This is a genomic window from Dysgonomonas sp. 25, from assembly GCF_010501075.1.
Lineage (GTDB): Bacteria > Bacteroidota > Bacteroidia > Bacteroidales > Dysgonomonadaceae > Dysgonomonas.
This window is the reverse complement of record NZ_QVMN01000003.1, coordinates 280,001-304,021: the sequence shown is the minus strand read 5'-3', so window position 1 is coordinate 304,021 and position 24,021 is coordinate 280,001. Positions and strand designations below refer to the sequence as shown.

The 24,021-nt window shown below is 40.1% G+C and carries 25 protein-coding genes and 1 tRNA gene; 2 read left to right on the top strand and 24 right to left on the bottom strand.

Features of this window, described 5'->3' with window-relative positions:
- Window positions 1–3: 3 nt before the first annotated feature.
- From D0T66_RS06965 to dut, 13 genes are all read right to left on the bottom strand, one after another.
- The gene (locus D0T66_RS06965) at window positions 4–1,380 is read right to left on the bottom strand and encodes a DUF6242 domain-containing protein (protein ID WP_163356532.1); all 1,377 of its coding nucleotides are present in this window, start codon (window positions 1,378–1,380) and stop codon (window positions 4–6) included.
- An 86-nt stretch (window positions 1,381–1,466) separates the two neighbouring features.
- Entirely contained in the window at window positions 1,467–2,522 is a 1,056-nt protein-coding gene (gene ribD, locus D0T66_RS06960) for a bifunctional diaminohydroxyphosphoribosylaminopyrimidine deaminase/5-amino-6-(5-phosphoribosylamino)uracil reductase RibD (RefSeq protein WP_163356531.1), read from the bottom strand.
- A gap of 90 nt (window positions 2,523–2,612) precedes the next feature.
- Window positions 2,613–2,990 (bottom strand): RidA family protein, encoded by a 378-nt coding sequence (locus D0T66_RS06955; protein ID WP_163356530.1) that lies wholly within the window; start codon window positions 2,988–2,990, stop codon window positions 2,613–2,615.
- 12 nt (window positions 2,991–3,002) lie between these two features.
- Entirely contained in the window at window positions 3,003–3,401 is a 399-nt protein-coding gene (locus D0T66_RS06950) for an energy transducer TonB (RefSeq protein ID WP_163356529.1), read from the bottom strand.
- Between the two features lie 4 nt (window positions 3,402–3,405).
- Window positions 3,406–4,143, bottom strand: coding sequence for a 23S rRNA (guanosine(2251)-2'-O)-methyltransferase RlmB (gene rlmB, locus D0T66_RS06945; RefSeq protein WP_163356528.1), 738 nt, complete (start codon window positions 4,141–4,143; stop codon window positions 3,406–3,408).
- A gap of 76 nt (window positions 4,144–4,219) precedes the next feature.
- Complete coding sequence (locus tag D0T66_RS06940; protein WP_163356527.1) at window positions 4,220–6,733, bottom strand: CDC27 family protein; 2,514 nt, start codon at window positions 6,731–6,733, stop codon at window positions 4,220–4,222.
- Window positions 6,734–6,906: 173 nt separating this feature from the next.
- Window positions 6,907–9,519 (bottom strand): tetratricopeptide repeat protein, encoded by a 2,613-nt coding sequence (locus D0T66_RS06935; RefSeq protein WP_163356526.1) that lies wholly within the window; start codon window positions 9,517–9,519, stop codon window positions 6,907–6,909.
- Window positions 9,520–9,614: 95 nt separating this feature from the next.
- Entirely contained in the window at window positions 9,615–10,559 is a 945-nt protein-coding gene (locus D0T66_RS06930; protein ID WP_163356525.1) for a GNAT family N-acetyltransferase, read from the bottom strand.
- Window positions 10,540–11,457: an FdtA/QdtA family cupin domain-containing protein gene (locus D0T66_RS06925; protein ID WP_255489755.1), complete on the bottom strand. Its 918-nt coding sequence runs from the start codon at window positions 11,455–11,457 to the stop codon at window positions 10,540–10,542. Before D0T66_RS06925 ends, D0T66_RS06930 begins: the two co-directional genes overlap by 20 nt.
- The gene (locus D0T66_RS06920) at window positions 11,442–12,680 is read right to left on the bottom strand and encodes a murein hydrolase activator EnvC (RefSeq protein WP_163356524.1); all 1,239 of its coding nucleotides are present in this window, start codon (window positions 12,678–12,680) and stop codon (window positions 11,442–11,444) included. The genes D0T66_RS06925 and D0T66_RS06920 overlap by 16 nt, the downstream gene beginning before the upstream one ends.
- Window positions 12,677–13,528 (bottom strand): DUF4292 domain-containing protein, encoded by an 852-nt coding sequence (locus D0T66_RS06915; protein ID WP_163356523.1) that lies wholly within the window; start codon window positions 13,526–13,528, stop codon window positions 12,677–12,679. The genes D0T66_RS06920 and D0T66_RS06915 overlap by 4 nt, the downstream gene beginning before the upstream one ends.
- Entirely contained in the window at window positions 13,525–15,288 is a 1,764-nt protein-coding gene (locus D0T66_RS06910) for a tetratricopeptide repeat protein (RefSeq protein ID WP_163356522.1), read from the bottom strand. The genes D0T66_RS06915 and D0T66_RS06910 overlap by 4 nt, the downstream gene beginning before the upstream one ends.
- Before the next feature lie 26 nt (window positions 15,289–15,314).
- Entirely contained in the window at window positions 15,315–15,749 is a 435-nt protein-coding gene (gene dut / locus D0T66_RS06905; protein WP_163356521.1) for a dUTP diphosphatase, read from the bottom strand.
- 209 nt (window positions 15,750–15,958) lie between these two features.
- On the opposite strand from dut, the gene D0T66_RS06900 reads away from it, so the two are divergent.
- Both D0T66_RS06900 and D0T66_RS06895 read left to right on the top strand, forming a co-directional pair.
- Window positions 15,959–16,036 (top strand) — tRNA-Val (locus tag D0T66_RS06900).
- A 230-nt stretch (window positions 16,037–16,266) separates the two neighbouring features.
- The gene (locus tag D0T66_RS06895; RefSeq protein WP_163356520.1) at window positions 16,267–17,529 is read left to right on the top strand and encodes a phage integrase SAM-like domain-containing protein; all 1,263 of its coding nucleotides are present in this window, start codon (window positions 16,267–16,269) and stop codon (window positions 17,527–17,529) included.
- A 119-nt stretch (window positions 17,530–17,648) separates the two neighbouring features.
- Here the strand turns inward: D0T66_RS06895 and D0T66_RS06890 are convergent, their stop codons facing one another.
- From D0T66_RS06890 to D0T66_RS06840, 11 genes are all read right to left on the bottom strand, one after another.
- The gene (locus D0T66_RS06890) at window positions 17,649–18,248 is read right to left on the bottom strand and encodes a hypothetical protein (RefSeq protein ID WP_163356519.1); all 600 of its coding nucleotides are present in this window, start codon (window positions 18,246–18,248) and stop codon (window positions 17,649–17,651) included.
- 82 nt (window positions 18,249–18,330) lie between these two features.
- A complete protein-coding gene (locus D0T66_RS06885) occupies window positions 18,331–19,179 on the bottom strand; it encodes a site-specific integrase (protein WP_163356518.1) in 849 nt (282 codons plus the stop codon).
- Entirely contained in the window at window positions 19,145–19,429 is a 285-nt protein-coding gene (locus D0T66_RS06880) for a hypothetical protein (protein WP_163356517.1), read from the bottom strand. The genes D0T66_RS06885 and D0T66_RS06880 overlap by 35 nt, the downstream gene beginning before the upstream one ends.
- Before the next feature lie 112 nt (window positions 19,430–19,541).
- Window positions 19,542–19,814 (bottom strand): hypothetical protein, encoded by a 273-nt coding sequence (locus tag D0T66_RS06875; protein WP_163356516.1) that lies wholly within the window; start codon window positions 19,812–19,814, stop codon window positions 19,542–19,544.
- A gap of 11 nt (window positions 19,815–19,825) precedes the next feature.
- Window positions 19,826–20,002 (bottom strand): hypothetical protein, encoded by a 177-nt coding sequence (locus D0T66_RS06870; protein ID WP_163356515.1) that lies wholly within the window; start codon window positions 20,000–20,002, stop codon window positions 19,826–19,828.
- A gap of 12 nt (window positions 20,003–20,014) precedes the next feature.
- A complete protein-coding gene (locus D0T66_RS06865; RefSeq protein ID WP_163356514.1) occupies window positions 20,015–20,308 on the bottom strand; it encodes a hypothetical protein in 294 nt (97 codons plus the stop codon).
- A gap of 46 nt (window positions 20,309–20,354) precedes the next feature.
- Window positions 20,355–21,062 carry a bifunctional 2-polyprenyl-6-hydroxyphenol methylase/3-demethylubiquinol 3-O-methyltransferase UbiG gene (locus tag D0T66_RS06860; protein ID WP_163356513.1) on the bottom strand — a complete coding sequence of 236 codons (708 nt, stop codon included), beginning with the start codon at window positions 21,060–21,062 and terminating at the stop codon, window positions 20,355–20,357.
- A gap of 38 nt (window positions 21,063–21,100) precedes the next feature.
- The gene (locus D0T66_RS06855) at window positions 21,101–21,913 is read right to left on the bottom strand and encodes a hypothetical protein (protein ID WP_163356512.1); all 813 of its coding nucleotides are present in this window, start codon (window positions 21,911–21,913) and stop codon (window positions 21,101–21,103) included.
- A 22-nt stretch (window positions 21,914–21,935) separates the two neighbouring features.
- On the bottom strand, window positions 21,936–22,178 hold the full coding sequence (locus tag D0T66_RS06850) for a hypothetical protein (RefSeq protein WP_163356511.1): 243 nt from the start codon (window positions 22,176–22,178) through the stop codon (window positions 21,936–21,938).
- Window positions 22,179–22,300: 122 nt separating this feature from the next.
- Window positions 22,301–23,185, bottom strand: a complete 885-nt coding sequence (locus D0T66_RS06845; protein WP_163356510.1) for a hypothetical protein — start codon at window positions 23,183–23,185, stop codon at window positions 22,301–22,303.
- Window positions 23,186–23,214: 29 nt separating this feature from the next.
- A complete protein-coding gene (locus tag D0T66_RS06840) occupies window positions 23,215–24,021 on the bottom strand; it encodes a hypothetical protein (RefSeq protein ID WP_163356509.1) in 807 nt (268 codons plus the stop codon).

The window sequence follows — 24,021 nt, the reverse complement described above, 5'->3', positions numbered from 1 at the left end:
AATTTATTTCCTCAATCTGTTCAATTGCCCTTTCCAGATATCATAATTAGCCCCGTTAGCTCCTCCGACTACCCATATATAATTGTTCTTATCGACAAATATCGACTGGTTTTCCGATGTTTTCATATTGACATTGAACAATTGTTTTTCAGGAGCTTTAGACCAATTGGCACCCCATTTGCTGATATATATCGAATCGTTGGTAAATCCATAAACGGAATTATCGTACAAGGTCGTTTTGAAATCGGCTGCTATATCAAACGGGCTTACCGATGTATTGGTCGTCTCGTTTACTTCGAGGATATTATTTTGTCCTTTGTTGATAATCCATGTCGTAGCCGAAAGCTCGCCGGCAAAAGTCTTCCCTCCCGAAACAAGGAGCAGATTCTGCGAAGCATCATCCCTTGCATAATTGGTAGAGGTAGAAAAGCCTGTAGACGGGAAGTTCTGCGGAGCAACGTTTGCAGCAAATCCTTTTATCTTCGCAACAGGATTGAGTGCTGCCATATCTATCGACTTAGCAAAACTGTAATTCGCCCCGTTAGCATAAAGGACAAGTAGCGAATCTGTCGCTGCCGTCGGTTCAGGCAATATACCCAGAATGCTGTAGATAGGTGTTGCATTTCCTGTCGACGTCCAATTGACACCGTCTGTTACAGGAGAAGAATAGGCCAGCCCTGCATCATCGAGGATATAGAGCGTATTATTAAATAATATCAACGATTCCAGTTTCGTAGTAGCCGGAGGCAATCCGACAGCAGCAGTCGAAGTCCAGCTGATAGTGTTTTTGTTGGATGTATAGACTGTAATAGCCGAAGCGGTCTTGATATAAACGAATAGATCGTCGTCGTTTACAAGCGCTTTTATTTTACTTCCCGCAGGATTAGCCAGCGACGGAAGTACCTGTTTCCAGGCAATCGTATCGGGATCTATCTGATGAATATTCAGCTTTATTCCGTAACGGCGAGGCATTTCGCCACTTGGAGGCGTGACAAGCAAATCGATATTATTGGCGAAATTGATAGAATCGCTGCTCGACCATGTCCATGTCGAATCGGGCTCTATCACCTCTACCTTTGCCGTAGAACCACTCTCGAAAGAGATGGTAGGCATAAATTTAGTAAGGCGCGTTTTATACGGCAACGAGTCCGGGTTGTATATCAGGTTATTGCGCTGGTCGATTGCAAACACCGTCTTTTCCAAAACAGCATACGCAGCAGTATCGTGCCCGGTATAGGGAGTTCCTTTCAGCGAAAAGGAATATATCATACTATTGTTCGAATACGAATATGTTGTATCTGTTTCGCTATCATTACATGAATAGGCTAATACTGAAATAAGTATTGTGATAACAGTGTATGCGATATGTTTCAAATTCATTTACTTATTTATTTGTTCAATATTTAATTTGCAAAAATAGGAAGAATTTCGGCTTGTTAACCAATAATTCCAATATTTATAATATTTTATGTTTGTTGTAATGGCTTTAGATGGTACTGGTTTGAGCGATACCAGGAATGGATTTTAGCCCTTCGTCCTTTTACCTCGGGAGCTTTCAGCCCGCTACCGAGTTCGGCATCAGCCACTTCTACGTATACCTCATCCCACAAATCACTGTCTATCAGCGACTGAAGCAAGTGGCTACCTCCCTCCACCATAACGGAGGCAATATTTCTTTCTGCCAGTATTTTAAATATCTCGTTCAAAAGCTGCTCATCAAACCTGACAGGGACGAAAGATATTTTGCCTTGCTTTTTTTCCTCTGCCATAGCTTCGGTAAAAACAATAGTTTCTATCGTATTATCCAGCAATTTATAATCCTGCGGGATGCGTCCGGTTCTATCCAATACTACCCGCACAGGATTTTTTCCGCTCCACAAGCGGGTGGATAGCTGCGGATTATCCGATACGGCAGTATTTGTACCGATCATAATAGCATCGATTTCCGACCGCATCTTATGCACCAATAGCTGGGTAAAAGGGTTGGAAAGGATAACAGGCATGCTTTTTCCATCGGCATCTCTCCGGGCGATAAAGCCATCTTTGCTTTGTGCCCATTTCAAGTAGATATAGGGACGCTGTTTCGTCTGAAGAGTAATAAATTCTTTGTTCAGCTCCAACGCTTCATTCTCGAGAACGCCAACTTCAACCGTGATTCCGGCATCCCGTAGGATAGCAATACCTCTACCGGCTACCGAAGGATAAGGATCTAAGCAGGCCACCACCACCCGCGGAATCTCATGGCGAACAATCAGTTCGGCACAAGGAGGCGTTTTTCCATAATGGGAGCACGGTTCGAGCGAAACATATATGGTAGACTCTTTCAGCTTGCTTTTATCCTTCACGGAGGCGATAGCATTCACTTCGGCGTGCGATTCTCCGTAACAACGATGATAACCTTCCCCTATTATCCTACCCTCATGCACTATCACAGCCCCCACCATAGGGTTAGGTGATACATGCCCCAATCCCTTCCGGGCTAATTGGAGGCATCTGTACATGTATTTTTCGTCGGTAGTCATAGGCGTTTTGCTCTTCTCATCATACACAAAAACGAAGATGCCGGATGATTATTTTATCTATCCGGCATTATTTCACATTTCCTGCAATGATTATTTGGCTGCTATTACTTCTATTTCTACCAATGCGCCTTTAGGCAGGTCTTTTACGGCAAAAGCCGAACGAGCCGGAAACGTTGTCCCGAACTGGGTAGCATATACCTCGTTCATCCCTGCAAAATCAGCTATATCAGCCAACAATACAGTTGTTTTGACGATATTATCGGTGGTCATACCCGCTTCTTTCAGGATAGCTTTGATATTGGCAAACGATTGTGCTGTTTGCTCTTTGATGCCTCCGGCAGGGAATTCGCCAGTCGATGCGTCGATAGGTAATTGTCCCGAAATGAAAAGCATTCCGTTAACTTCTATTGCCTGGCTGTACGGTCCTATTGCGGCCGGAGCTTCTTTTGATGCGATTACTTTTTTCATAAGTGATTTATATTATCTGAAACAAATACGTATTGGCAATGTATAATAAACGCGAGCTTCTCTCCCGTTCTGCTTTCCGGGAATCCAGTACGGCATTCCTTTTACCAGATCGACAACGGCCCTATCGTGTGATGGGCATACGCCGCGTAATATCTTAATATCTTTTATAGAGCCATCCTTTTCTACTACAAAACGGGCTGTAACCCTTATGAATGAAGAGCATGTTGAGTCGTTTGAAAAGCGGAGATTATCTCTTATATATTTGTTCATCTCGGCTTCTCCTCCGGGGAATTGCGGCATTTGCTCCACTGTAGTATAAATCGTCGAATCTTTTGCCATATCCTTTTCCTGTGCGGATAAAAGCATCGGCAACAATAGCAGAGGAAGAATCAAGATACGCAAAACATTCATACGACTACAAATTACGTTGGCGAACAACCTCATACATCAAAACACCTGCGGCAACCGACACATTCAGGGAAGCGATTGTCCCGAATTGAGGGATACGCACCAACTCGTCGGCAATGCGGATATTCTCGATAGAAACGCCCATATCCTCCGCACCCATCACAATGGCAACAGGTTCGGTGTAGGTACCTTCGGTGTATGTCTTTTCAGCCTTTTCGGTGGCTGCCACGACTTTTATCCCGCAATCCTTGAGGTATTTTATTGTCGCTGTAAGGCTTTGTTCCTTACAGACAGGGATTTTGAGCAAAGCGCCTGCGGATGTTTTTACGGCATCGGCATTCACACTCACACTGCCACGCGCAGGGATAACGATAGCATCCGCTCCTGCGACCTCACACGTACGGGCAATGGCACCGAAATTGCGAACATCGGTTATGCCATCCAGTAAGATGATAAAGGGTATTTTCCCATTCTCGTAGAGGAAAGGTACAATATCCTCGATCCGCTCGTAGGTAATAGCGGAAAGAAAGGCGATAACGCCCTGATGATTTTTGCGGGTATAACGATCGAGACGTTCGACAGGAACCCGTTGAACGGGAATGTTATTAGAATTGAGGATAGCAAACAGTTCTTTTGCCAACTCTCCTTGCAGGTCTTTCCTGACGATTATTTTATCTATCTCTTTCCCGGCTTCGACAGCTTCTATCACAGCCCGTATACCGAAAATCATCTCTTTTTCTTTCATCTGTTATCTTCTTCTTTAAGACAGAATTACCCCCGAATAGTTCCGGAGGTAATTCTTATGATATATCGTTTCTTGCTTATTCAAGTATTACTTCATCGTCATCGATGCTAACACCAATCCTCATATCTTCTTCTTCCGGATCGTATGGTTCATCTCTTTCTCTGACTGTTTGAGCTTTTTTACCTGCAGCTTCTTCTGCTTTCAGGCGTGCTTCTTCAGCATCTCTTTCTTCTTTCGCTTTCAGGATATCGTGTATCTGCCCTGTCAGATCATATTCTTCGACTAATTGGGTTATCTCATTATCGAGCGGGATACGATATGCTTTATTCGGATCGGAATTACATGCATTCAACAAGTGTTGCACAGCTTCCTCTTTACGGTCTACGTTGTAAGCTACTATCGCAAACAGGTATTCGCTGTTAGCTGTCACTGGAAGCTTTTTCAGCAAGTTATAAGCTCTTGCATTTTGTCCCATACAAGCATAGCAAAGCGCTGTATTGTAATCCTGGTGCTCCAACAAAGAACGGAGGGCATTTCTGTAGTCTCTGTTCTTGAGGTGGGTGATACCAGCCATATAGTCTGGATTGACTTTGATATAAGTAGAATCCGCTACTCCCATATATGGGCGGCTCATATTAAATATAATATCAATCTTGCGCAGAGTAGGATATATATCACGGTAGATAATCCGGTAATCGGCAGGATATTTGATTTTCATCTGTTGCTCTACTTCATCCAAGAAAACGGCATTGCTCAACATTTCAACAATAGCTTCTTTATTTTGAATGTTCGGATTATTTTCCACCTCTTTTATCGCACTTGTCCAATCTTCTCCGATATAAAGAGCCTTGAAGGTATTCTCTACATCAACTTCGGATGGCATGTAAGTTGTGAGGAATTCTTTCATCCCGATACTTCTCTTGCGCGAGAGGTCGAGGTTCATATCGTAAGTTCCTTCCAATGATGAAGAAGCTCTCAACACAACGCTGTCGATTATCAAACCTCTTTCATAACGGTTACGGTTATAAGCCTCTTTGATAATTTCAACCTGTGCGCGGTTGTCTTCGAAGTCAATATCGAAATTAGCTTTTCCGGCACGATATTTTGGACGTACGGATACTTCGTCGAATACGTTACGGAATATTTGAATCTCTCTTCCCGCCAATGTAGAATCTATCAGCTGCGAAAGGGTAGATACATAATATTTCAGTGTATCACTGTCAGCCATTGTATATCCACTCAAGTCGACTGCGTCGATCTTTCCGGACATAGCAATTTGCAGTTTCTGCACATCATCAGTCACCGGATATGTTTTTGAATAGCGGTATTCGAAGTCGCCATCTGTATTTAACAATACTGTATCGAGTTCCAATCCTGTATATTCATCCATCGGATATTTAACAATCTCCTTGCGAATGATTTCTTTACGGAGAATAGCCATTTCATTCAGGGCAATATCATCGTAGAAGAAGCTATGGCTGGCAATACGCAGCGAGTCTTCTATGGTAACTGCGATATTCTTCACATCATTAACAGTCCTTCCCGACTGATGCAAATCGCGGAATTTCTTCGGAACTTCTTTCTCGCTTACTTGCTCGGCTGATTTGTTGATATTTTTTCGCTTATTCGTTTTCGCCTCGAATTCAGCCATATATCTGGCAAAAAGACCGACAGTATCTTTTCCGTCTACATAGTCTCTTGCTACACGGTCTAATGCTTTACGGGCATTTTCGTGATATTTCTTTTCATTATAAGCTATTTCTTTAGCCGAAAGGAATGCATTTACGTCTCCACGCTCGAATTTCCATTTTTCGTAATCGACTTGTCTGTTCCAGTCCGCATTGTAGTTTTTCCAATAGAAATTCTGAAGATTCTTCAGGCTTTTTCTGATTTGCTTGCGATCAACCATTACTTGATCATAGTCTTTCTCTTCTACCAATGAGTTCAGGAATTTCTGGTAATTCTCTTCGTCAGTAACCTGCTTGTTATAGAATTCCTCTCCTCTTATCATCATTTCAGGCATAGCCTGTACAGAGTCTGCAACGATCAATGACGGGCTGAGTAATACTCTCCATTTTTTAGAGAGTAACTCTTTCGGTACTGTTACTACAAAATCTAACTTAACATTACCGTTTCTTTCGGCTGCGTATTGGGCTTTAGCAGTAGCAACAACTTCAGCCAGATTTTCTACCTGACTAAGTTTCATATCTACCTGCTTCTTCAACGTATCGGCAGCTATTTCCTCCGGTTTCTTGTCAAATTCCGAGAAATCGACATATCTCAACAAGTAATCGTCTTCGGGCAACACCACTCGGATTGCTTTTGTCGAATCACGATATATACCGTACATATCGGCAAAGTCGTTATTGGTCGTCGTCTGAAGATTCGCCCTTTTGGCCTGCATGAAAAGATTCATCGAAACAGGCTTCTTAGACTTATATTGAAATTGCGATTTATGAGAAAAATCCGTCGCAGGATCGACCTTACTGGACGAACAAGAATAAGTCAATAGCAATAGTGCAGCTACTACGGTAGGGATGTAAAATAGTGTAGTAAGGGTTGATTTTGTATTCAAATGATTTTTTTTCATACTTCTACTTTGTCATTGATAAATAGTAAGTAATATAATAAGTGCAAATTTATATGAAATTTTCCAAAGTCGCCCTATATGCCCTTGAACAATTTCTATTTTTTACAATATTACATAAATACTTAATTCTAAATATATTGTACAACTCTATATTGTTTTGTTTTACTTTATTTTCAGAGGTTATATTTCTCTACCAGCAATACCATCTCAGGATCCATCGGCACTCGTTTGGCCTTATCCGGATCTATGTCGATTGCAGATTTCAAATGTTCCACCGCTTCTTCTTCTTTGCCAAGATGATATGCCACAATAGCCATCAGATAATAGATATCGGCATCAGGGGCAAGGAAGTTCAATAGCGAATATGCTTGTTCAAAGTCTCCCATACATGTGAGGAGAAGAGCCGTATTATAATCAGGATGTATGGTCAATGCACCCGATTTAACAGCATCATTATACCTGCGTTCTCTCATCATCTGCAGCGCTTCCTGATAGCCCGGTATTTCGTCGCGCTGTATAGCTGTCTCTGTATCCATATTCGGACGGTGGAAGAACACCGCAAGCACAGCTTTTTTCAATTTAGGATAAATCGAATCCTGCATTATTTTATAGTCGCGCTTATATGTGCGTCTGATAGAACGTTCCGTTTCATCCGGGTCTACCATATTTTCTATCATTTCGATGATAGCTTCTTTGTTTGGCATATCATCTCTTTGTTGAAGCAACCTTACAAAGGTATTCCAGTCTTCACCGCGAGGTACGGCATCAAACAAACCTTCATTCAATTGAGGGAATTCCTTTTTCATCAGGTAGTCTCTCAAAGCATTCGCTCTGTTTATGGTCAATTGAGCATTGAAATTCCAAGAACCATCGAGCGAAGTAGATACTTCAACGTAAGCACTATCTAATATGAAACCTTTATCCAGCACATATTTCTGGTAGTCATCCATAAAAGCCTGTACTACACTTTTATTATCCTGGTAACCAATCTTGAAATCCCATTTTTCACTTTCGAACTTAGGATACAAGATATCGAGGTGATACATATTACGGTTTATCGTCGTTTCCTTGATATAAAGGTCAGGATTGATAAGGTCTACCAACGATGTAACCTGATATTCCATTGTATCTTTTTGTGGGAAATGGAATGTATTCATTCCGAAATTCTCGATTTTGCTTTCTGTCACCAAACGAAAATCAAATTTTCCGTCATCAATGATTGTTTCCTGAGGATAGTAATACAAGAAATCTTCGCTTCCATCAACAATTGTATCTACACGTGTTCCTTGTTCGTAAGGGAACGGGATAATCAACTGACGATGATATTCGCGCGTAGAGTCTTTAAACTCGTTCATCGCAATTTCATCCACCAGATAGTGGTGCTTGGATATTTCTATCGAATCCGCTTCTGTCAATACAGCATTCCTGATATGCTCTATCTTTCTGTTCTCGATGAACAATCTTCTATATTTCTTAGGCACATCATTAACTGTCAAGACAGGCTTTTCAAATACTTCAGGAAGTTTTTTCGATTTCTTCGTAAAGCGTTTCATGTGTTCGGCATATACTCCGGCCGTATCGCGTCCGGCAGCAAGCAATTTAAATTTCTCGTCACGCGCCGCGCGTTGCGCCTGATGATATAATTCTTTTCTCTCGGCAACTTTCAGTGCTGCTTCGAAAGCACGGTCATCAGACCATCTGTTTTTCCACTTTTCGTAGTCTACCTGCAACTTCCATGCTTCGTAGTATTTATCATAATACATATCCTGACGAGCTTTCATATCCGACTTAATGCCGTCATAGTCGAGGAATTGATTATCATAATCGTCTTTTGAGACAATAGAATTCTGGAAATCTTCGTAATCCTGATATGATAATTTTTGATTATCGAGGAATTTAGAGCCCTTCAACACAACTTCAGGTAGAGTACGAACCGAATCATTCATGATAAACTTAGGCGTAATCGTCATTCTCCACGATGGAGATATTAACGCCTTCGGCACATAAATTACGAATCCGGTATTAATTTTTCTGTTACGTTCAGGGATATATCTGTTTTTCGATTTCGCAACAATCTCCGACAGAGATACAGGACCTTCATCCACATAGCTGCTGTAGGTTGTTTCGCCTTCGGGAGCAGTCGCGTAAATATCTTCATTGTCGTCTGCATACAAATCCAAATCATCCGTTACAGCAATTGTATCCGATTGTAATGGCTCTACAGCAAGGTCTAACGAATCTGTCACCAGCATATCTCCTCCGTCCACGATCAGCGAATCCACAATCAACGAATCATTGCCTATAGAATCGCTTTCCAACGAAGTATCCATAGACAACAAGTCTGCTTCCAACGAAGTATCTGCTAAAGTATCTATCGCCGGAAGTGTATCAATAGGAAGTACTTCTTCCAATGCCGCAGCTGTACGGTTTTTCTCCCAATTAGCTATAATAGCGTTAGGGTCGACGACAAGCGTCCCTACCGAATCAAGCCCTAAACCTCTCATATCGGGCATATCGACATTGACCGTTTCTCTCAGCATGAAGAGCTGACGCATCTCATCCATGTTCCTTTTCAATTCTTCCTTCGAAAGCTTGCGGGGTTCGTAGGCCGCTGTAGTAGAAGTAGTCTTGCTCTTTTTTGACTTCTTTCCGCCTTTCGTCGCCCGTACATCACGTACCGAGTGAGACGAACATGAAATAGCAACCAAAAGAATAAATGCAATCAGTAGAGGTATGGATGCTAAGTTTGCAAGTTTTGAGTTTGTTTTGTTTTTTGTTATCTTCATAATAATCAAAGCTGTGATACTTATAAATTACTTCTATTGTAATAAAGTAAATTGCCCTTGTGCACAAAATTTTTGCAAATATACCGATTTTTCTTTTACAATTTTAGGTTAATGACATATTTATCATATATTATTCCTCGAAGACCAAAGCCTTCCTTCTGCTGTATCAGGCTCTCATTCAAAGATGAGCCATTGTTTTCAGTAGATATACCGTAATCAAAATATTTAACTTTTTTCCCTTTATAAAATTCCAAAATCCGACTAATCAGCAAATCGACAGCACCATTTTCCCTGCCTTTTTCGTTCGACGCCACATATTGCACGTGCGCTACGGTATCGGTTTCGAATATCATACAACCCGCAAGAAGTGCACCATCAGCCGACTTCACTGTAAACAAGTGTATATTTTGCGGAAAGGTTTGCATCAAATAGGTAATTTCTTCCAGATTATGCACGGGATGCACATTATATTTGGCCGTCAGATTCTCATCTAATATTTCCCAGAACAGCGCTATTTCGGCAGATTTTTCGAAGAGAAGCCCGTTTTTCAGGGCTTTGTTCACTCCCCTCCTCCGCAGTTCGGAATAGGAAACCTCATCCGAAAGCAGAAATGCGGAAGATATGCTGCGCTCCACGAGTGTAGCCCTACAACGGAACAACGCATATAAATCTTCTTCGGCAGGGGATTTATGGTAGATATGAGGCACCGCCTTGTATATAATGCTTTCCAGCCCCTGTTGGCGGAATGTAACACAAAGATGGTCGAAAATCTCCAACACCTTCACCATTGTAGCGCTTTTGCCCATCACAAGCCCCCCGTAGGTCAGCCCTTGGTGACTATAATAAGTTTTGTCCGAGATATGTCCGGGCATCAGGGCGACAAGCTCCTTTTTGTCGAAAAACATCAATGAGTAGTCGTTGAACCTCGCCCCATGATATTCGATAAAATCGCGGTAGAAAAGGAATGTCCCGTTCTTCGATTGACGGACGAAATCATCCCAAAGCGCTTTATCCGTTTCTTTATATAGCTCGATTCTCATCCTGCCGGTATTTTTTGAATTCGATATAGGTATTGATATAGTCTTCGCTATCGTAATGCTCCGAGGTCAAGGCTAAACAAACGGCGCCCGATGAGTAATTCTTTTCGGTAGCCCACAGTCCCGGCGGGATATGCAATCCCGACATCGGACGATTGAGGGTTATTGTCTTTTTATTTGTTCCGTCATCCAACTCTACATCGAAACTCCCACTCGTGGCAATCAGTATTTCGTGGCAATGTTTGTGTGCATGCATCCCCCGTTGAGAGGCACAAGGAATATCGTATATAAAAAAGACACGTTTTATATCAAAAGGGATATTCTCGGCTCCATGTACGGGAGTGATATTCCCTGCACGGTTTTTAATCACAGGAAATTCGATCAACGAACAATCATATACCGTATTATATTCCGGTTCGGGCAAAAAGCCTTCTGCTTCTCCAGCCGTAGTTAGCGACAAGACAGCAGGCTGACTACCACGAACTTCATCTTTAAATCTTTTATAGCTTCGGATATAATCGGCTTCGTCATAATCCCCGGACGAAAGCACCAAGCAAACCGAATTGGTAGAAAAGTTATCCAGTGTGCGCCATGTCATATTCGGCACATATAATCCCTGATAGGCTCTGTTGAGTGTATATTTCCGACGGGATTTGCCATCGTCGAGGGTGACGTCGAAGCTCCCCGAAAGGGCTATAATTATCTCGTGTTGGGAGCGAAAGGCATGACTTCCCCGCTTCTGCCCACCGGGAACGTCATAGATCCAGTATACGCGGGATATGCCGAATGGAATATGCTTCTGCGCCTCGATCACCGACAGGTTGCCGCGACGATCGATTATACGGGGAAGCTCTATCATGCGTTCCCTGTATTCAGCTTCTTCTTTTATCGGCGTAGCCATGGCTCGGGATTCTGTTTGGTCGTACCTTTCCAGAGTTGAAAATGAAGCTCGGAGGCTCCCGTATCAGGATCGGTGAATAGTTGCCCCAACGATTGGTTGGTTTTCACTTTATCACCTTTTTTTACTTTCAGCGTATGAATGTTGGCATAGAATGTATAGTAATCACCGTGGCGGACAATAACATAATTATTGTATCCCGGGAATGCCGCTACCAACGTCACTTCGCCGTCGAATACGGCACGGGCATCCGCTCCGGCTTTGGCCTGTATGTCGATACCGTTACTGGTGGTTTCCACTGCCTTCCACTGTTGATTCTTTTGCTTACCAAAGCGGGTAGTGATGGTATATTGGCCTGTCACCGGCATTGGCAATTTTCCTTTGTTCGCAGCGAATGAGCCGGATAATTTGACGTCTTCGTTTGTCATAGTCTTACCGCCCGAAGTTGTTGTTTTACCTGTCCCTTTGCTTGCCTCCTCTTTCGCCTTCTTTTCCTGTCGGGCAATATCTTCGGCTATCAGCTTTTCTATCTGACCGTTCAATTTCTTTGCTTGTTGCTTTTTCTGGTTGAGTATCTTTTGTAGATCTTTTTGCTTTTTCTGCGCCTCTTTTACACTCGACTGTTGGGTAGCCTCTTCTTTTTTCAGGTTTTCCTGCTCTATTTCGCGTTGTTTCAGCAAGGCAGTCTTTTCGGCTTTCGTCTGTATCAGGGTATCTTTTTTAGCTTTCAGTACCGCCTGTTTTTCCAGTATTTCGGCCGCCTGATTGCTTCTGTATTCGGAGTAATCGCGTAAATAACGCAAGCGCCTGTATGTCTCGGTCAACGATCGACCGGAAAGCACAAACAGCAGTTTATTTTCGCTCTTACGGTTGCGCATCACTGCATCTACCGCCTTGGCATAGCTCTCCCGCTTTTCTTTCAACTCGACTTCCAACTGCCCGATTTCCTGCTCTATCCCCTTTTGTTGAACATCGATAGCCGTCACCTCTTCGCCAAGCAAGCCGACCACCTTCTTGCGCGAATCTATCTGGGCATTAATCAATTTGATACGGCTGAGTATCGTATTTGTATTCTTCTTCATGTCGCGGAGCATTTTGTCCGTATTAGATATTTCAAGCAGCATCTGCTTCCTTTGCTGTTCCAGTTCTTTGATTTTTTTATCGTTCTGGGCAAAGGATGAAATAACAATCAGGCTAAGGACAAAAAGAAGAATCAGTTTTTTCATTTCGTATTGAAATACGGTTCAAGCAATTCCTGAATACTTACTTTAGTATATTTACGCGGGATATTCGTATCCACTCTCATATTCTTTTTATCTATTTCGAGCGAAGGATAGGTGACCGCAAAACCTAATTTATACTTCTCCGTCGACAGTGCACCTTCTATTACAGTAGGATATACTTGCTCCGAATCTTTTATAAAATCGCTGTATGTAAATTGCAGCGTAGAGTCCAGATCTTTCTTCGCAATCAATACCGAAACGATTTTCTCCGTACCATCCACCGCGAAATTATAGGCAATATCCGGCTCACCCGAAGTCTGCAACATCAGAACATCCGTAACCTTCGACAACTTGAAACGGGAATAATCGGCAGGCTGTATCGTTTGTTTCCCCGGAACAAACAGCTTGTTAGTCAACAAGGATTGGAGGTTATAATAATTGAAATCGATAGATTTCATAAAATCCGACTTACTATACATTTCCGAAGCATACCTTCCTTTCAGCCGATCGATAATGACAGCCGAGTCCGGCGTCAGGTTTATGCAGACAACCTCACCCAACAAAGGCACACGAATAGATATCTGCATGATGCTGTCCTTGATAATTTTGTATACAGCAGTCACCTTCTTCCCCGATTGTCCTCCGGCTCTCAATTCGAAACCACCTTTTGCCGACAGAGTTGTGTATTGCAATTCGTTTTGCAGCACATCATTCAGAGCATTATTAAACTCCCATTCTTTGGTTACGCTTCCATCGATAGTCCTTTTTTTCGATTTACAGCCTATCAGCGAGGTTGTAAGAATCAATAGCAAAATGGCTAATAATAATTTGCTTTCAATATTTTTCATCATTGAGCAATATACGTTTTAGTCTCTATTTTTTTATCTAATGTAGGCGATTTGCGATGCTCGGCAGGATCTTCTGTCGATTCTGCTTCTTTCGCCTTTACCCATGACTCGAGAGCCTTTTCTTCCTCACCCGTCAGGTACAGCACATCCCCATAATGTTCCCACACCTCAGAGCTTACTTTCCCGCCATTCTCCTGGCTGTATTTAACGGCATTTTCGATGTATATCTTAGCCATAACGTAAGCGCCTTGCTGGAAAAGAACCCACCCGTATGTATCGAGATAAGTAGAGTTCAATGGTTCGGCTTTCACCGTCAGGCTACTCATCTGTTCCGCCTTATCCAAGTCTTGTTTTTCGAGGGAAAGATAATAACTGTAATTATTCAACACTCCCAGATTATTGGGATCGTAACGGAGAGCTTTATCGTAAGAGATAAATGCACTGTCATTCTTCTCTAAACGGTAATAAAGGTCGCCTATCTGCCCGTAAAAGTTAGATAATAATCCCGGCTGTTCGTCATCGACATAGGAAATACCTTTTTTCAAGGTTTCCAGAGCGGTAGTATATTCCTGCTCCATATATTCCGTAATTCCTAAATAGAAATAAAATACCGGCTGGTCAGGAATATATGAGATTGCTTTTTCGCATATCTCTTTCGAAAGCTTGAGGCTATCCGGGAAGGTTGTACTCAACATCTGCTCCCACCCTGTAGGGTTAGTCGGGTTGGCATCGGCAAAGAGCTGGAATTGAAAACGGGCTTCATCCTTTTTTTGCTGCAACATCAGCAAATTACCATACATCAGGTTCAGCTGTGGTTCTTGCGGATGTTGTACCATCAATGTATCGAACAGGGCATTCGCTGCTTCTGTATTCTTTTTTGTCTGATAAAGTGTTCCTATATACTGTGTCAGAATAGAGAGTTTAGTTTCCACATCCATTTTGGGGCTGATAAGCGCTGCATACAATTCATTTTCAGCAGCCGCACCATTATTTGTTTTCTGGTAGTATTCAGCCATCGAAGATATTAAATACGGATCTTGCGGATCGAGCATCTTCGCTTTTTCATAGGTCTGAAGGGCTTCTTTATTCTTTCCTGCCTGAAGATACAAATTACCCATAAGAATATAATACTTGATTTCGTGCGGGTATTTGTCTATAAACTTCTGTATCTCGGCAAATCCTTTCTCCTCTTTCCCTATAGCAGAATAGAGCGAATATTTTTGCAGGCTTACCTTTTCGTTCAACCCCATTACTTTCTCCAAACGGTCTAATGTCTCCACCGCCCGATTGAGGTTTCCTTGCTGGCGGTATGTCTGCGCAAGATAAAGGTACAACTCGGAATTTTCGGGATATTTGAGTGTCAGTTCTTCATATATTTCAACCGCTTCATCATATTGCTTAAACTCGAGGCAATAGGTGGCATATGTCATCGCATAATAGAAATTATCCTTATCGAGTTCTGTGGATTTGCGAAAGCAATCCATAGCCATATTTTTCTTCTTGAGCGTATTATAATAACTCCCTAATTCGTAAAATACGTTGGCATTGGTAGAGTCGATAGACAAGCAATGGTTCAGTAAGTCGAATGAAGCTTCGTAGTTGCCTTGAGCTTTGGCATTCATCGCTTCATAGAAGTAATAGTCGAATTTGCGCTTTTCTTTTGTTTGTGTACAGTTTTCCTGCGCATTAAGCACCTCACAAGAGATTGTGAGAAAAACAATTATAGCACAGAATAAATATGTAGTTTTTCTAAAATTATACATTTCAATTTGTTATATGAACAATAAATTTATTGTTTTCCTGTATGCCCGAAACCTCCGGCTCCGCGCTCGGTTTCATTCAATTCGTCAACCTGCTCCCATTCTACCTGGGCATGTTCTGCTATTACCATCTGACAAATACGTTCGCCGTCGTTAATAACAAATTCATCATTAGATAAGTTGACGAGAATCACCCGAATCTCGCCTCTGTAATCCGCATCAATCGTTCCCGGAGAATTAAGTACAGTTAGTCCATGCTTGGCAGCCAATCCGCTACGAGGGCGTATTTGCGCTTCGTATCCCTGCGGCAATTCGATGAATAAACCTGTCGGCACCATTGCCCGCTCGAGGGGTTTCAGCACAATAGGTGTATCTATATTCGCTCTTAAATCCATTCCTGCCGAATATGGGGTAGCGTATTCCGGCAAATTATGTCGTGAATGATTGATAATTTTGATTTTCATGTTATAATATATAATATTCCAAAGTTGCGAAATTAGTTAATTCTTTGCAATATATATCTGCAAATTGATAAAAATTAAGATATTAAATTAGGCATGGTATATATCGACAAAATATTTTTTTGAAATTTTTATCGGAATCTTTTGCGTATATAAAAAATTCGCTTACCTTTGCCACGCATTTGAGAGAAAATGCAACAATTCAAAAACAAGGGCGTTTAGCTCAGCTGGTTCAGAGCATCTGCCTTACAAGCAGAGGGTCGGCGGTTCGAATCCGTCAACGCCCACCAAGATAAAACAATGATAGTTAAGTGATTACAATAATAAGTAATCACTTTTTTTGTGTTTACACCCTATCTGTTGACACATGATGCACACCCTATTCTAAGCTATTCTAAGGTGGGTTGAGCAGAAATGTTTACCAATAGTTTACCAATAAAGTTCTGGAATAACTAATAGTTTACAGTCGATTTAGAAGTTTACAAATAATTATTTATTGTAAAATTTAATTCTAAAAATTATGGCAACTTTTAAAGCTGATGTGAAAACAAAGCGTAGTGATGGAACTTACCCTGTGTATATTCGTGTGACTCATAACCGAAAGATAGCATTTATAAGAACGGATATGTATGTACATGACCGTAGTTACAAAAATGGGGAAATTATCGACCAAATGGTATTAGCTCAATGTGGTATAAAAATTAAAGGGTATTTGGATAAACTAAATGCCAAAGAAATTGAAAGATGGACAGTGAAAGAAGTCGTGGAATTTATAACGTTGGAAAAAGAAACCATCTCTTTTACAACTTTCTGTGAAGGATTTATACAAGGTCTGAGAAATCAGGGAAGGGAAAGGACTGCGGATGGGTATAGAGATGCCTTAACATCGTTTAGAAAATTTTTTGGTGAGGATATTGCTTTTCAAGATTTAACTTCCGCAAAAATAAAAAAATGGATTGAATCCTTAAAGGACAGCGCAAGGGCTAAACAGAAATATCCTACAAACATAAAATCAATGTTTATGGCAGGGGATGAAGAATATAATGATTACGATAGCGGCAGGATTCGATTCTCAAACCGACCTTTTCATGGTATAAAGATACCGAAAGCCGATATTCCTCCAAAAAGGTCAGTAGATGTCGATAAATTAAGGGTATTATTTTCAACTACTCCTGACACGAAAAGGTCTGTATTTGCAAAAGATGTAGCTAAAATTATGATATATTTAGTTGGAATAAATGCTGTGGATTTATATTACATGGAAAAGATGCACTTAAAAGAGGGAAAACTTTGTTATTTCCGGCACAAAACAACTTCTACCAGAGAGGATAAGGCTTATTATGAAATAAGTATAAAACCCGAAATAATTGATTTATTTGAGAAATATAAGGGAAAAGAGGAAAGTGATTACTTATTCGATTTCAAGGAAAGATATTCTGATGAACAAGATTTTGTGAAAGCAATAAACAAAGGACTAAAGAGACTTTGCGAGATTGCGAATATTGAAAAAATGACTACCTACACATTACGTCATACATGGGCAACAGTAGCACATAGAAAATGTAAGGCTTCTGATGAATTAATAGGCTTTTGTCTGAATCATGCTTCGGCGCATAGAACAAGTCGAATATATATTGATGTGGACTTTAGCCCTATTGATGAACTGAATAATCAAGTTTTGGATGCGATATTTAGTCCGAAGGAGGAAAGACAGGAAGAAATAGGGGGAGCTAAGACTGGAGGGAGTGAAATAATAATGAAAAAGGCTAAGAAAGTCGCATAATATTATGTAGATATAAATGAATACAAAATAACAAGTAAGGAGAGCATATTTTGCTCTCCTTTTTTATTGGGAATAGTAATGTATTTGCATACTTCGATGTCGGACAAGGATTTTTACAGCTAATTACCTTTTTCTTGGTCTGGGCTATTTCCGAAGAAAAAATTATTAAAGTCAATATTCATGTCATTAAGTATTAGTTTGCGCCGTAACTTGCATGTCGGACAGTCGGGGTCGTCACAAAAATCCCTCTCCATAAATTTCTTTTTCAAGTCGGAGGGCATATTTTGTATTATTTCGTTTAGTAAATCTGGTGGTAAGTCGTCTAAATTCTGAATATCAATATTGTTGCTAATTATATTTTTCAATAGGTATAGTGCATCTAATGGGGAGTCCACCGATAGCTTTACGACTTTGACGTTTTTATTTGTATTATAAGTGTGATACGCTGTAAAAATGAGCTTGGCAATCAATTCGCTTTCCTTCATGGTATTTACAAGTGATTGCATAGCTGAGTCAAATATTGGGGGATTGTTCAGGTCGCCGACTACAACATTAATACAGTGCATCGTAGTTTCGTCTTTTAAAGCACCACCTAAAACTATCGAAAATGTAGTTTCATCGTCATTTGCCTGTATGTACTCGTGTAATAGCTTTACACTTTCAATTACATTATCAAATGCAATGTTACCTGTTCTTTCGTTTTGGTTTTCCATACCCATAATAATTCGTTTAAATTTTTTAATATATATCGAGTTTGATTCTCGGCTGCTTAATTATCCTTTAGTACCATGAAGGGATTGTTTATATAGCTATTTGGAACTGATTTACATAGTCCATAGCCAGATTGTTCTTCCTGAAAGCACAACATAGATAGCCTTGTGTAATTTTGACATCGCTATGCCCCATCAGCGTAGATACGAGAAAGAGGTCTAATGTTTTCAGGTATATGTTGGTTGCAAAGGAACGCCGTGCTGTATGACTGGAAACAAATTCCCACTTCTCGCCTGTTTCTGTTTCTCCACCTCGAACTACTTTCACCTTGCTATTGATTCCTGCTTTTTTGCAGATAATCTTAATTTGTTCGTTGAATTTCCATGCGGGATAGTATGTGTTTTCTTGTTCTGCTATCAGAAATTCGGTTACGGGACTACTTATGGTTGTTACGGCGGTCTTTGTTTTTATTGCTACATAAACGATTTCTGAATTGTTCAGATTGGTAGCGTCCAAATTTATCACATCGGAGAACCGCATACCTGTGAGGCAGGAAAGAAGAAATTGATTCCTGATAGCGTGTTCCATTTCGCTTTCAGGTAGATAGTCGATAATTTGTTGTATTTCTTCGGGTGTGAGGTAAGTATTGATTACACCTGTCTTTTTCAGCGAGAGTAATGGAGCATAATCTTTACAGGGGATTTCGATTTCTTCCGAGTATTTGTTCAGGAGGCTTTTTAGGTTCGCACAATATGTTCGTGCGGAGTTGGGTGATAATGTTTCTTTAAAATATTCTACTAATTCAATTAGGAAAACTCTCGTAAAATCACACCATTCGGCATGTTTATTATTATTGAATTTTTTTATATGGTCGAGTATATATTTCTCACGAGAGAATTTCCGATTAAATGCGTCTTTGAATGATATTTTTGTTTTCATTTGTTTTCATTTGTTTTCGCCAAGTTTCCAGTTGGAGAACTTGTACTAATTCAATAATTTTCGGATGATATTTTTCTGGCAATTTAATTGGCTTGTTGGTCTTAGCTTCTATGATTCCGTTCATTGCTGCGGATATATCCCTACGGCTACAACCTACAAATTCTGCTATTTGAGATTTCTGTAATCCCATATCGCATAAGAATTTCAAGTATTGCCATGCTTCGTCAAAGTTAAGTTCTATTTTCCTCATAATTAAAAATTTACGAAAAGTTGTTGGTAAAAATTTAGCTTACAATGTTTTAAGGTAAGCCATTTTGTTTATTTTCTTCCGTAAATTTAGCAAAGTTATTTCAGATATTCTTTTACGGAGGGGATTTATCATAGCTAATATAGTTGTCTGGGTTGCCTTTTTCGGGGTTAGTAGATAGTTTACCAAAGCGAAAGAGGTGGAAGGCTCGTTTCAGGGTAAAGCCGTATTGGGTTTTCCGTCCGTTCTTAGCCATAAAGAAATAACACATTGTATTGGTGTACTTATTGAAGCATGGCTGATATGTTCCGATTCGTTGTTTATAGTTCTGGTCGGTTGTTGAGCCGTATAGGGTTGGTTTTTCTTTTATAAATTCGAAGTAAGTCATAATCGTTCGGTTTAATGTGATATAGCGTGTATTTGTATCAATCGTAAGTCGCCGTCCCAACCGCAAGCCCATTGTGCAACTTCTTCTTCCGAATAGGCTTCGTTGTCGGTCATTATATCAAATGCAAGTCGCATTTCTTCCTCACTTCCTGAATGGATAGTGCCGTTGTTATCTATTATTTCCCACATCGTTTTATTGTTTTATCTGTCCTCAATATCTATTCCGTTATGATAAATTAGGTTGTCGGAGCTATTATTGTCAATATAGATTTCAATAGTAGCGAAGCCGTTGTTATCGTCCATCGTTAGTATTTCGGTTCGTTCGGAAAGTATCTCACTTTTTCCTTTTTCTGTTTCGTTCATATTTTCGATGTAAACAGCATTTTCGCTTTCGAACTTCTTAATTGCTTCTTCTTCGTTTTCTGCTTCTATTGTAAAGTGGGTACGTTCCCAGATGATTAATTTTCTATCTTGATAAAAATTGAATTGTGGCATAATTTTATATTTATGAAGGGCGATTTCTCGCCCTTCGGATTAATGATTATCGTTTTTCGAGGACAACGATTTCACAATGAACTTTTGTCCTTAAAAATTCTTCGGTCATTGGCTCGCTGTATAATAGCCTATATTTTGCCAATATATCGGCTGTTCTTTTGGGTCGGGTTTTATCAATAAAACCGTTCGGGATAAGCAGGATTAGTGTACCATCGTCCTCCAGAATATTGTATGTACACTCAAGAAACTCGGTAAGCAATGGCACTTCATACGGAGGATTCGACATAATATTTTTGTACTTCACATTGAAGCTCTGGAAGTCAGTGTGGGCTGCATCGCATTTGGTGTATTCTTTGAATAATTCTACCATTTCGTAAGAAAAATCATAGCCATAAGCCTGAAAGCCCTCTTTAAGCAATGCCCTTGTTAATTGTCCGAAACCGCAACAGGCATCGAGGACGGGCTTTTCTTCGTCAAAATAATCAAAAGCTATTTCAGCCATTCGCTCTGCGGTGGCATCGGGTGTAAAGAATTGCGAATGATATACACCGTTTCGTTTCTGATACTCGCAATAGCAGTCATAAAGCCAATTATCGCCATTGTAAGCGAACGGCAGTTCTCCATGTTGTTTGTAATACAACAATACTTCGTAAGGAGTAACAGGGCGTTGAGAATAGCCTCCATAGTTACCTTTGAAATACGAATTGTTCAGTGCATACTTCTTTTTTACTGGATTGAATGTTTTTGTTACCATTTTTGGTCGGGTTTAAAAAATTAATAAAATTGGTCGGGTTATTTATTTAATTCGCTTGCAGTGGCTAACATTACCATAAGCCCTGCTTCGTTTTTTGATTCTGTACTGTTAATTATTCCATTTAGTCGATTTAAGAAGGGGTCGCCTTCTCCGTGTTCGTTCATCGGGTCACAGGTAACACATTCGGGCATGAGGATTTTTATATCATACCATTTGCCAATCGTTCTTACTGATTCGGTATCGCCCCTACCTTTGGCTACCTTTTTGCCGTAGGCTATCGCTTCTTTGCGTTTATTGGCAGGGAAATAAGAGGTATTTCGGATATTGGAATTATACCAATTTGTGACAGACAATGATGTACCACCGTGATTGTGACCTAATCCGAAAGTATTAATTACATATCGTGGTTCTCCGACAGGTTGGCAAACATATTTGTCGATAATCAGATAGTTGCTTATATATTCCTGTAATGCTTTCATTTGATAAGCCTTGTCGCAAAGTATATCGCTGTCATTGCGAAGGACTCTGCCATGTTCAGCATAATAAGGAAGTGTCCGGGCGGTGTGTTGTACATACCATATCAGTTCTTTTAAGGGATAATAGCCATTTTTACTGTGATGCTTTTCGTGCCATTTAATTTTTCGCCAAAGTTGCTCATTGTGCGAGTAATAGCTTTCTTTTCCTCTGCTGCCTTTTACAATAAAGGCTATTTTTTCTTCGCCTTTTTCTACAATAGGAATACTAACTTTTAGCTTTTCCTCCTGTATTTGGGTATGTTGATATTTGTGTCTCTTACTTGGATAGTAAGGGACTTCGTATCGGAGGACGACTTCGATATTTAATTGCTTCATTTGGTCGGGTTTTTATAGTATTTTATTCAAAATCTTCTTCTATCAATTTTTCCAGTTCCTCATATTTCCTATGATACAATAGACCAACATAAGTATGAAAATTAATGTCGGTTAATCGGTATTCAATTAATGCTTTATCGTACTCATTCGCTATTTTATGCTTTCGAGTTAGTTCGATTATTTCTTCTTTAGAAATAGCCCATTTGTTTTTTTCGTTCAGATTGTTCATTTTTGTCATATCTGAATCTTTCAATTTTACTTCCATTATATTTTGTATTATAAATTCAGTACCAATACCCAGACTGTTAGGCAGAAAGCAATCTCTATGGTTAGTTATTTTAAATTGTCTGCCGTGTCTATGACTGTTGGTTCTGAATCGTTCTATTATTATTCGTACCGTATATCCATATTTTCGAGCATGGCTTTAACTCTCGGCTCTGCTGACATATATGCTTGCCAACAATCGTTGTTGTATGACCACCTGAAACCGTTGTTGCTTAGTTCCCGCCTGTTTTCCTTTACAGGTTTACGAGGAAAGAATAGTTTTACACGGTTTTCGGCAATATCAAGTTCTACCCGAACGCCTTTAACTTCGTATTCTTCGTTGTCTTGTCCTTCGGCTTCCAATCTGCGTTCGAGTTCTTTGATACGGGCTTTGGTGTTCCTGATTGTGGCATTGTTGTTTGACAGTTGCCAACCCTGAAAGCCTTTTTTCTCGTATGAATAGCGAGGATTGAGAAGTTTATGGATAGTTTGTTCGGAAAGCCCATATAAAACTGTCAGTTCTTCGTTAATCTCAATCTCAGACAGCTTTTTGCTTCGCACAATCTTATTGATTGCCTTCATTTTTTCTTGCCAATCTTGAAGCTCGGATAGCTTTTCATGTTTTTCTTCTATCTCGGAACTGAGGGAGTAGTTTTTCTTTTTCTCCCATCGTTTTACACGTTTGACAATGTTTTCACGCCAATCGGAAAAGTTTTTGTAATGATTGTCAGCCCATCCGTTTAGTTTCTGCATCCTTTTGGCAGGATAATTGGAACGTCCCGAAATGAAAGGGGAAAAGATAGAAGTTTGTGAGCTTAACCACTTACTCAGCAACGAAATATACTTTTCTCTTACCCACGAATGGTAATCGGAAGGGATTTGTTCGAGTAAGTCGTTCAGGTCGTTCGTATAATCCTCTACAAATTTGGTCGAAGTGTATTCGGGATTTGAGTAAGTACCTCTGTGAGCGTCATACGCTAATTGTTTTAAATCTTGAATTGTTTTCATTTTTTGGTCGGGTTTTTATTGATTAATAATTATTTAACCTTTGGTTTTAGTGATAATAATTCGTTTTTACTATCCTCGAAGCGTTCGGCAACGACATCGCAGATGGCTTGTAGTTGGTAATAAGTCGCCTCTTTTATCCAATCGTAATTATTATATACAGGAGTTACAACTACATTTCCACCTTCCCTCATGTCGAGAGCGATAGGCATTGCTCCGTCTCCTAAGTCGGCAATAATAGATACATACCTGTAATTGAGTTCGATAGCCAAAATGTCAACTGTAACAGGATTAATATCTGCATTTCTCCAAGTTGTACAGGTTTCATTATCTTTAAAATTGACACGGTATAATTGTGTCATTGTCAGGTTATAACCTTTTTCTTTCAGGTAATTTTCTAAAAAGTTTTGAACTGTGATTCCTGCATATCCCGTTTTCAAAGCTACATCGCCGTCTTTAACTTCATATTTGGATAGCTTTTGCAATGTGAATGTTTCTTTGTACAGATTTATTTCGTGATAAACGTGTGCTGTATCAATGGTGTTTATCGCATTTGATATACTTAAATCACTGTTTTTGTCAGCCCAGAAATCATATCCTGCTGCTTTGCATATTTCCCGAAGTTTTATTGTCTTATAATCTGATTGGCAGATGAAGTATTTATATGCTTCTATCCTGAGTTGCTTGTCAGCTTTGCTTTTTTCGTTGATAGCGTCTAATATCTTGTTGCAGAGGATTTTTTTATCCTCATAATATTGTTTGCTTTCGATATATTGTTCAACTGTTTTTCTAAAGCTGTCGGAGGCTGCTAATAATTCTTTGTATGTTATCTTTTTCAT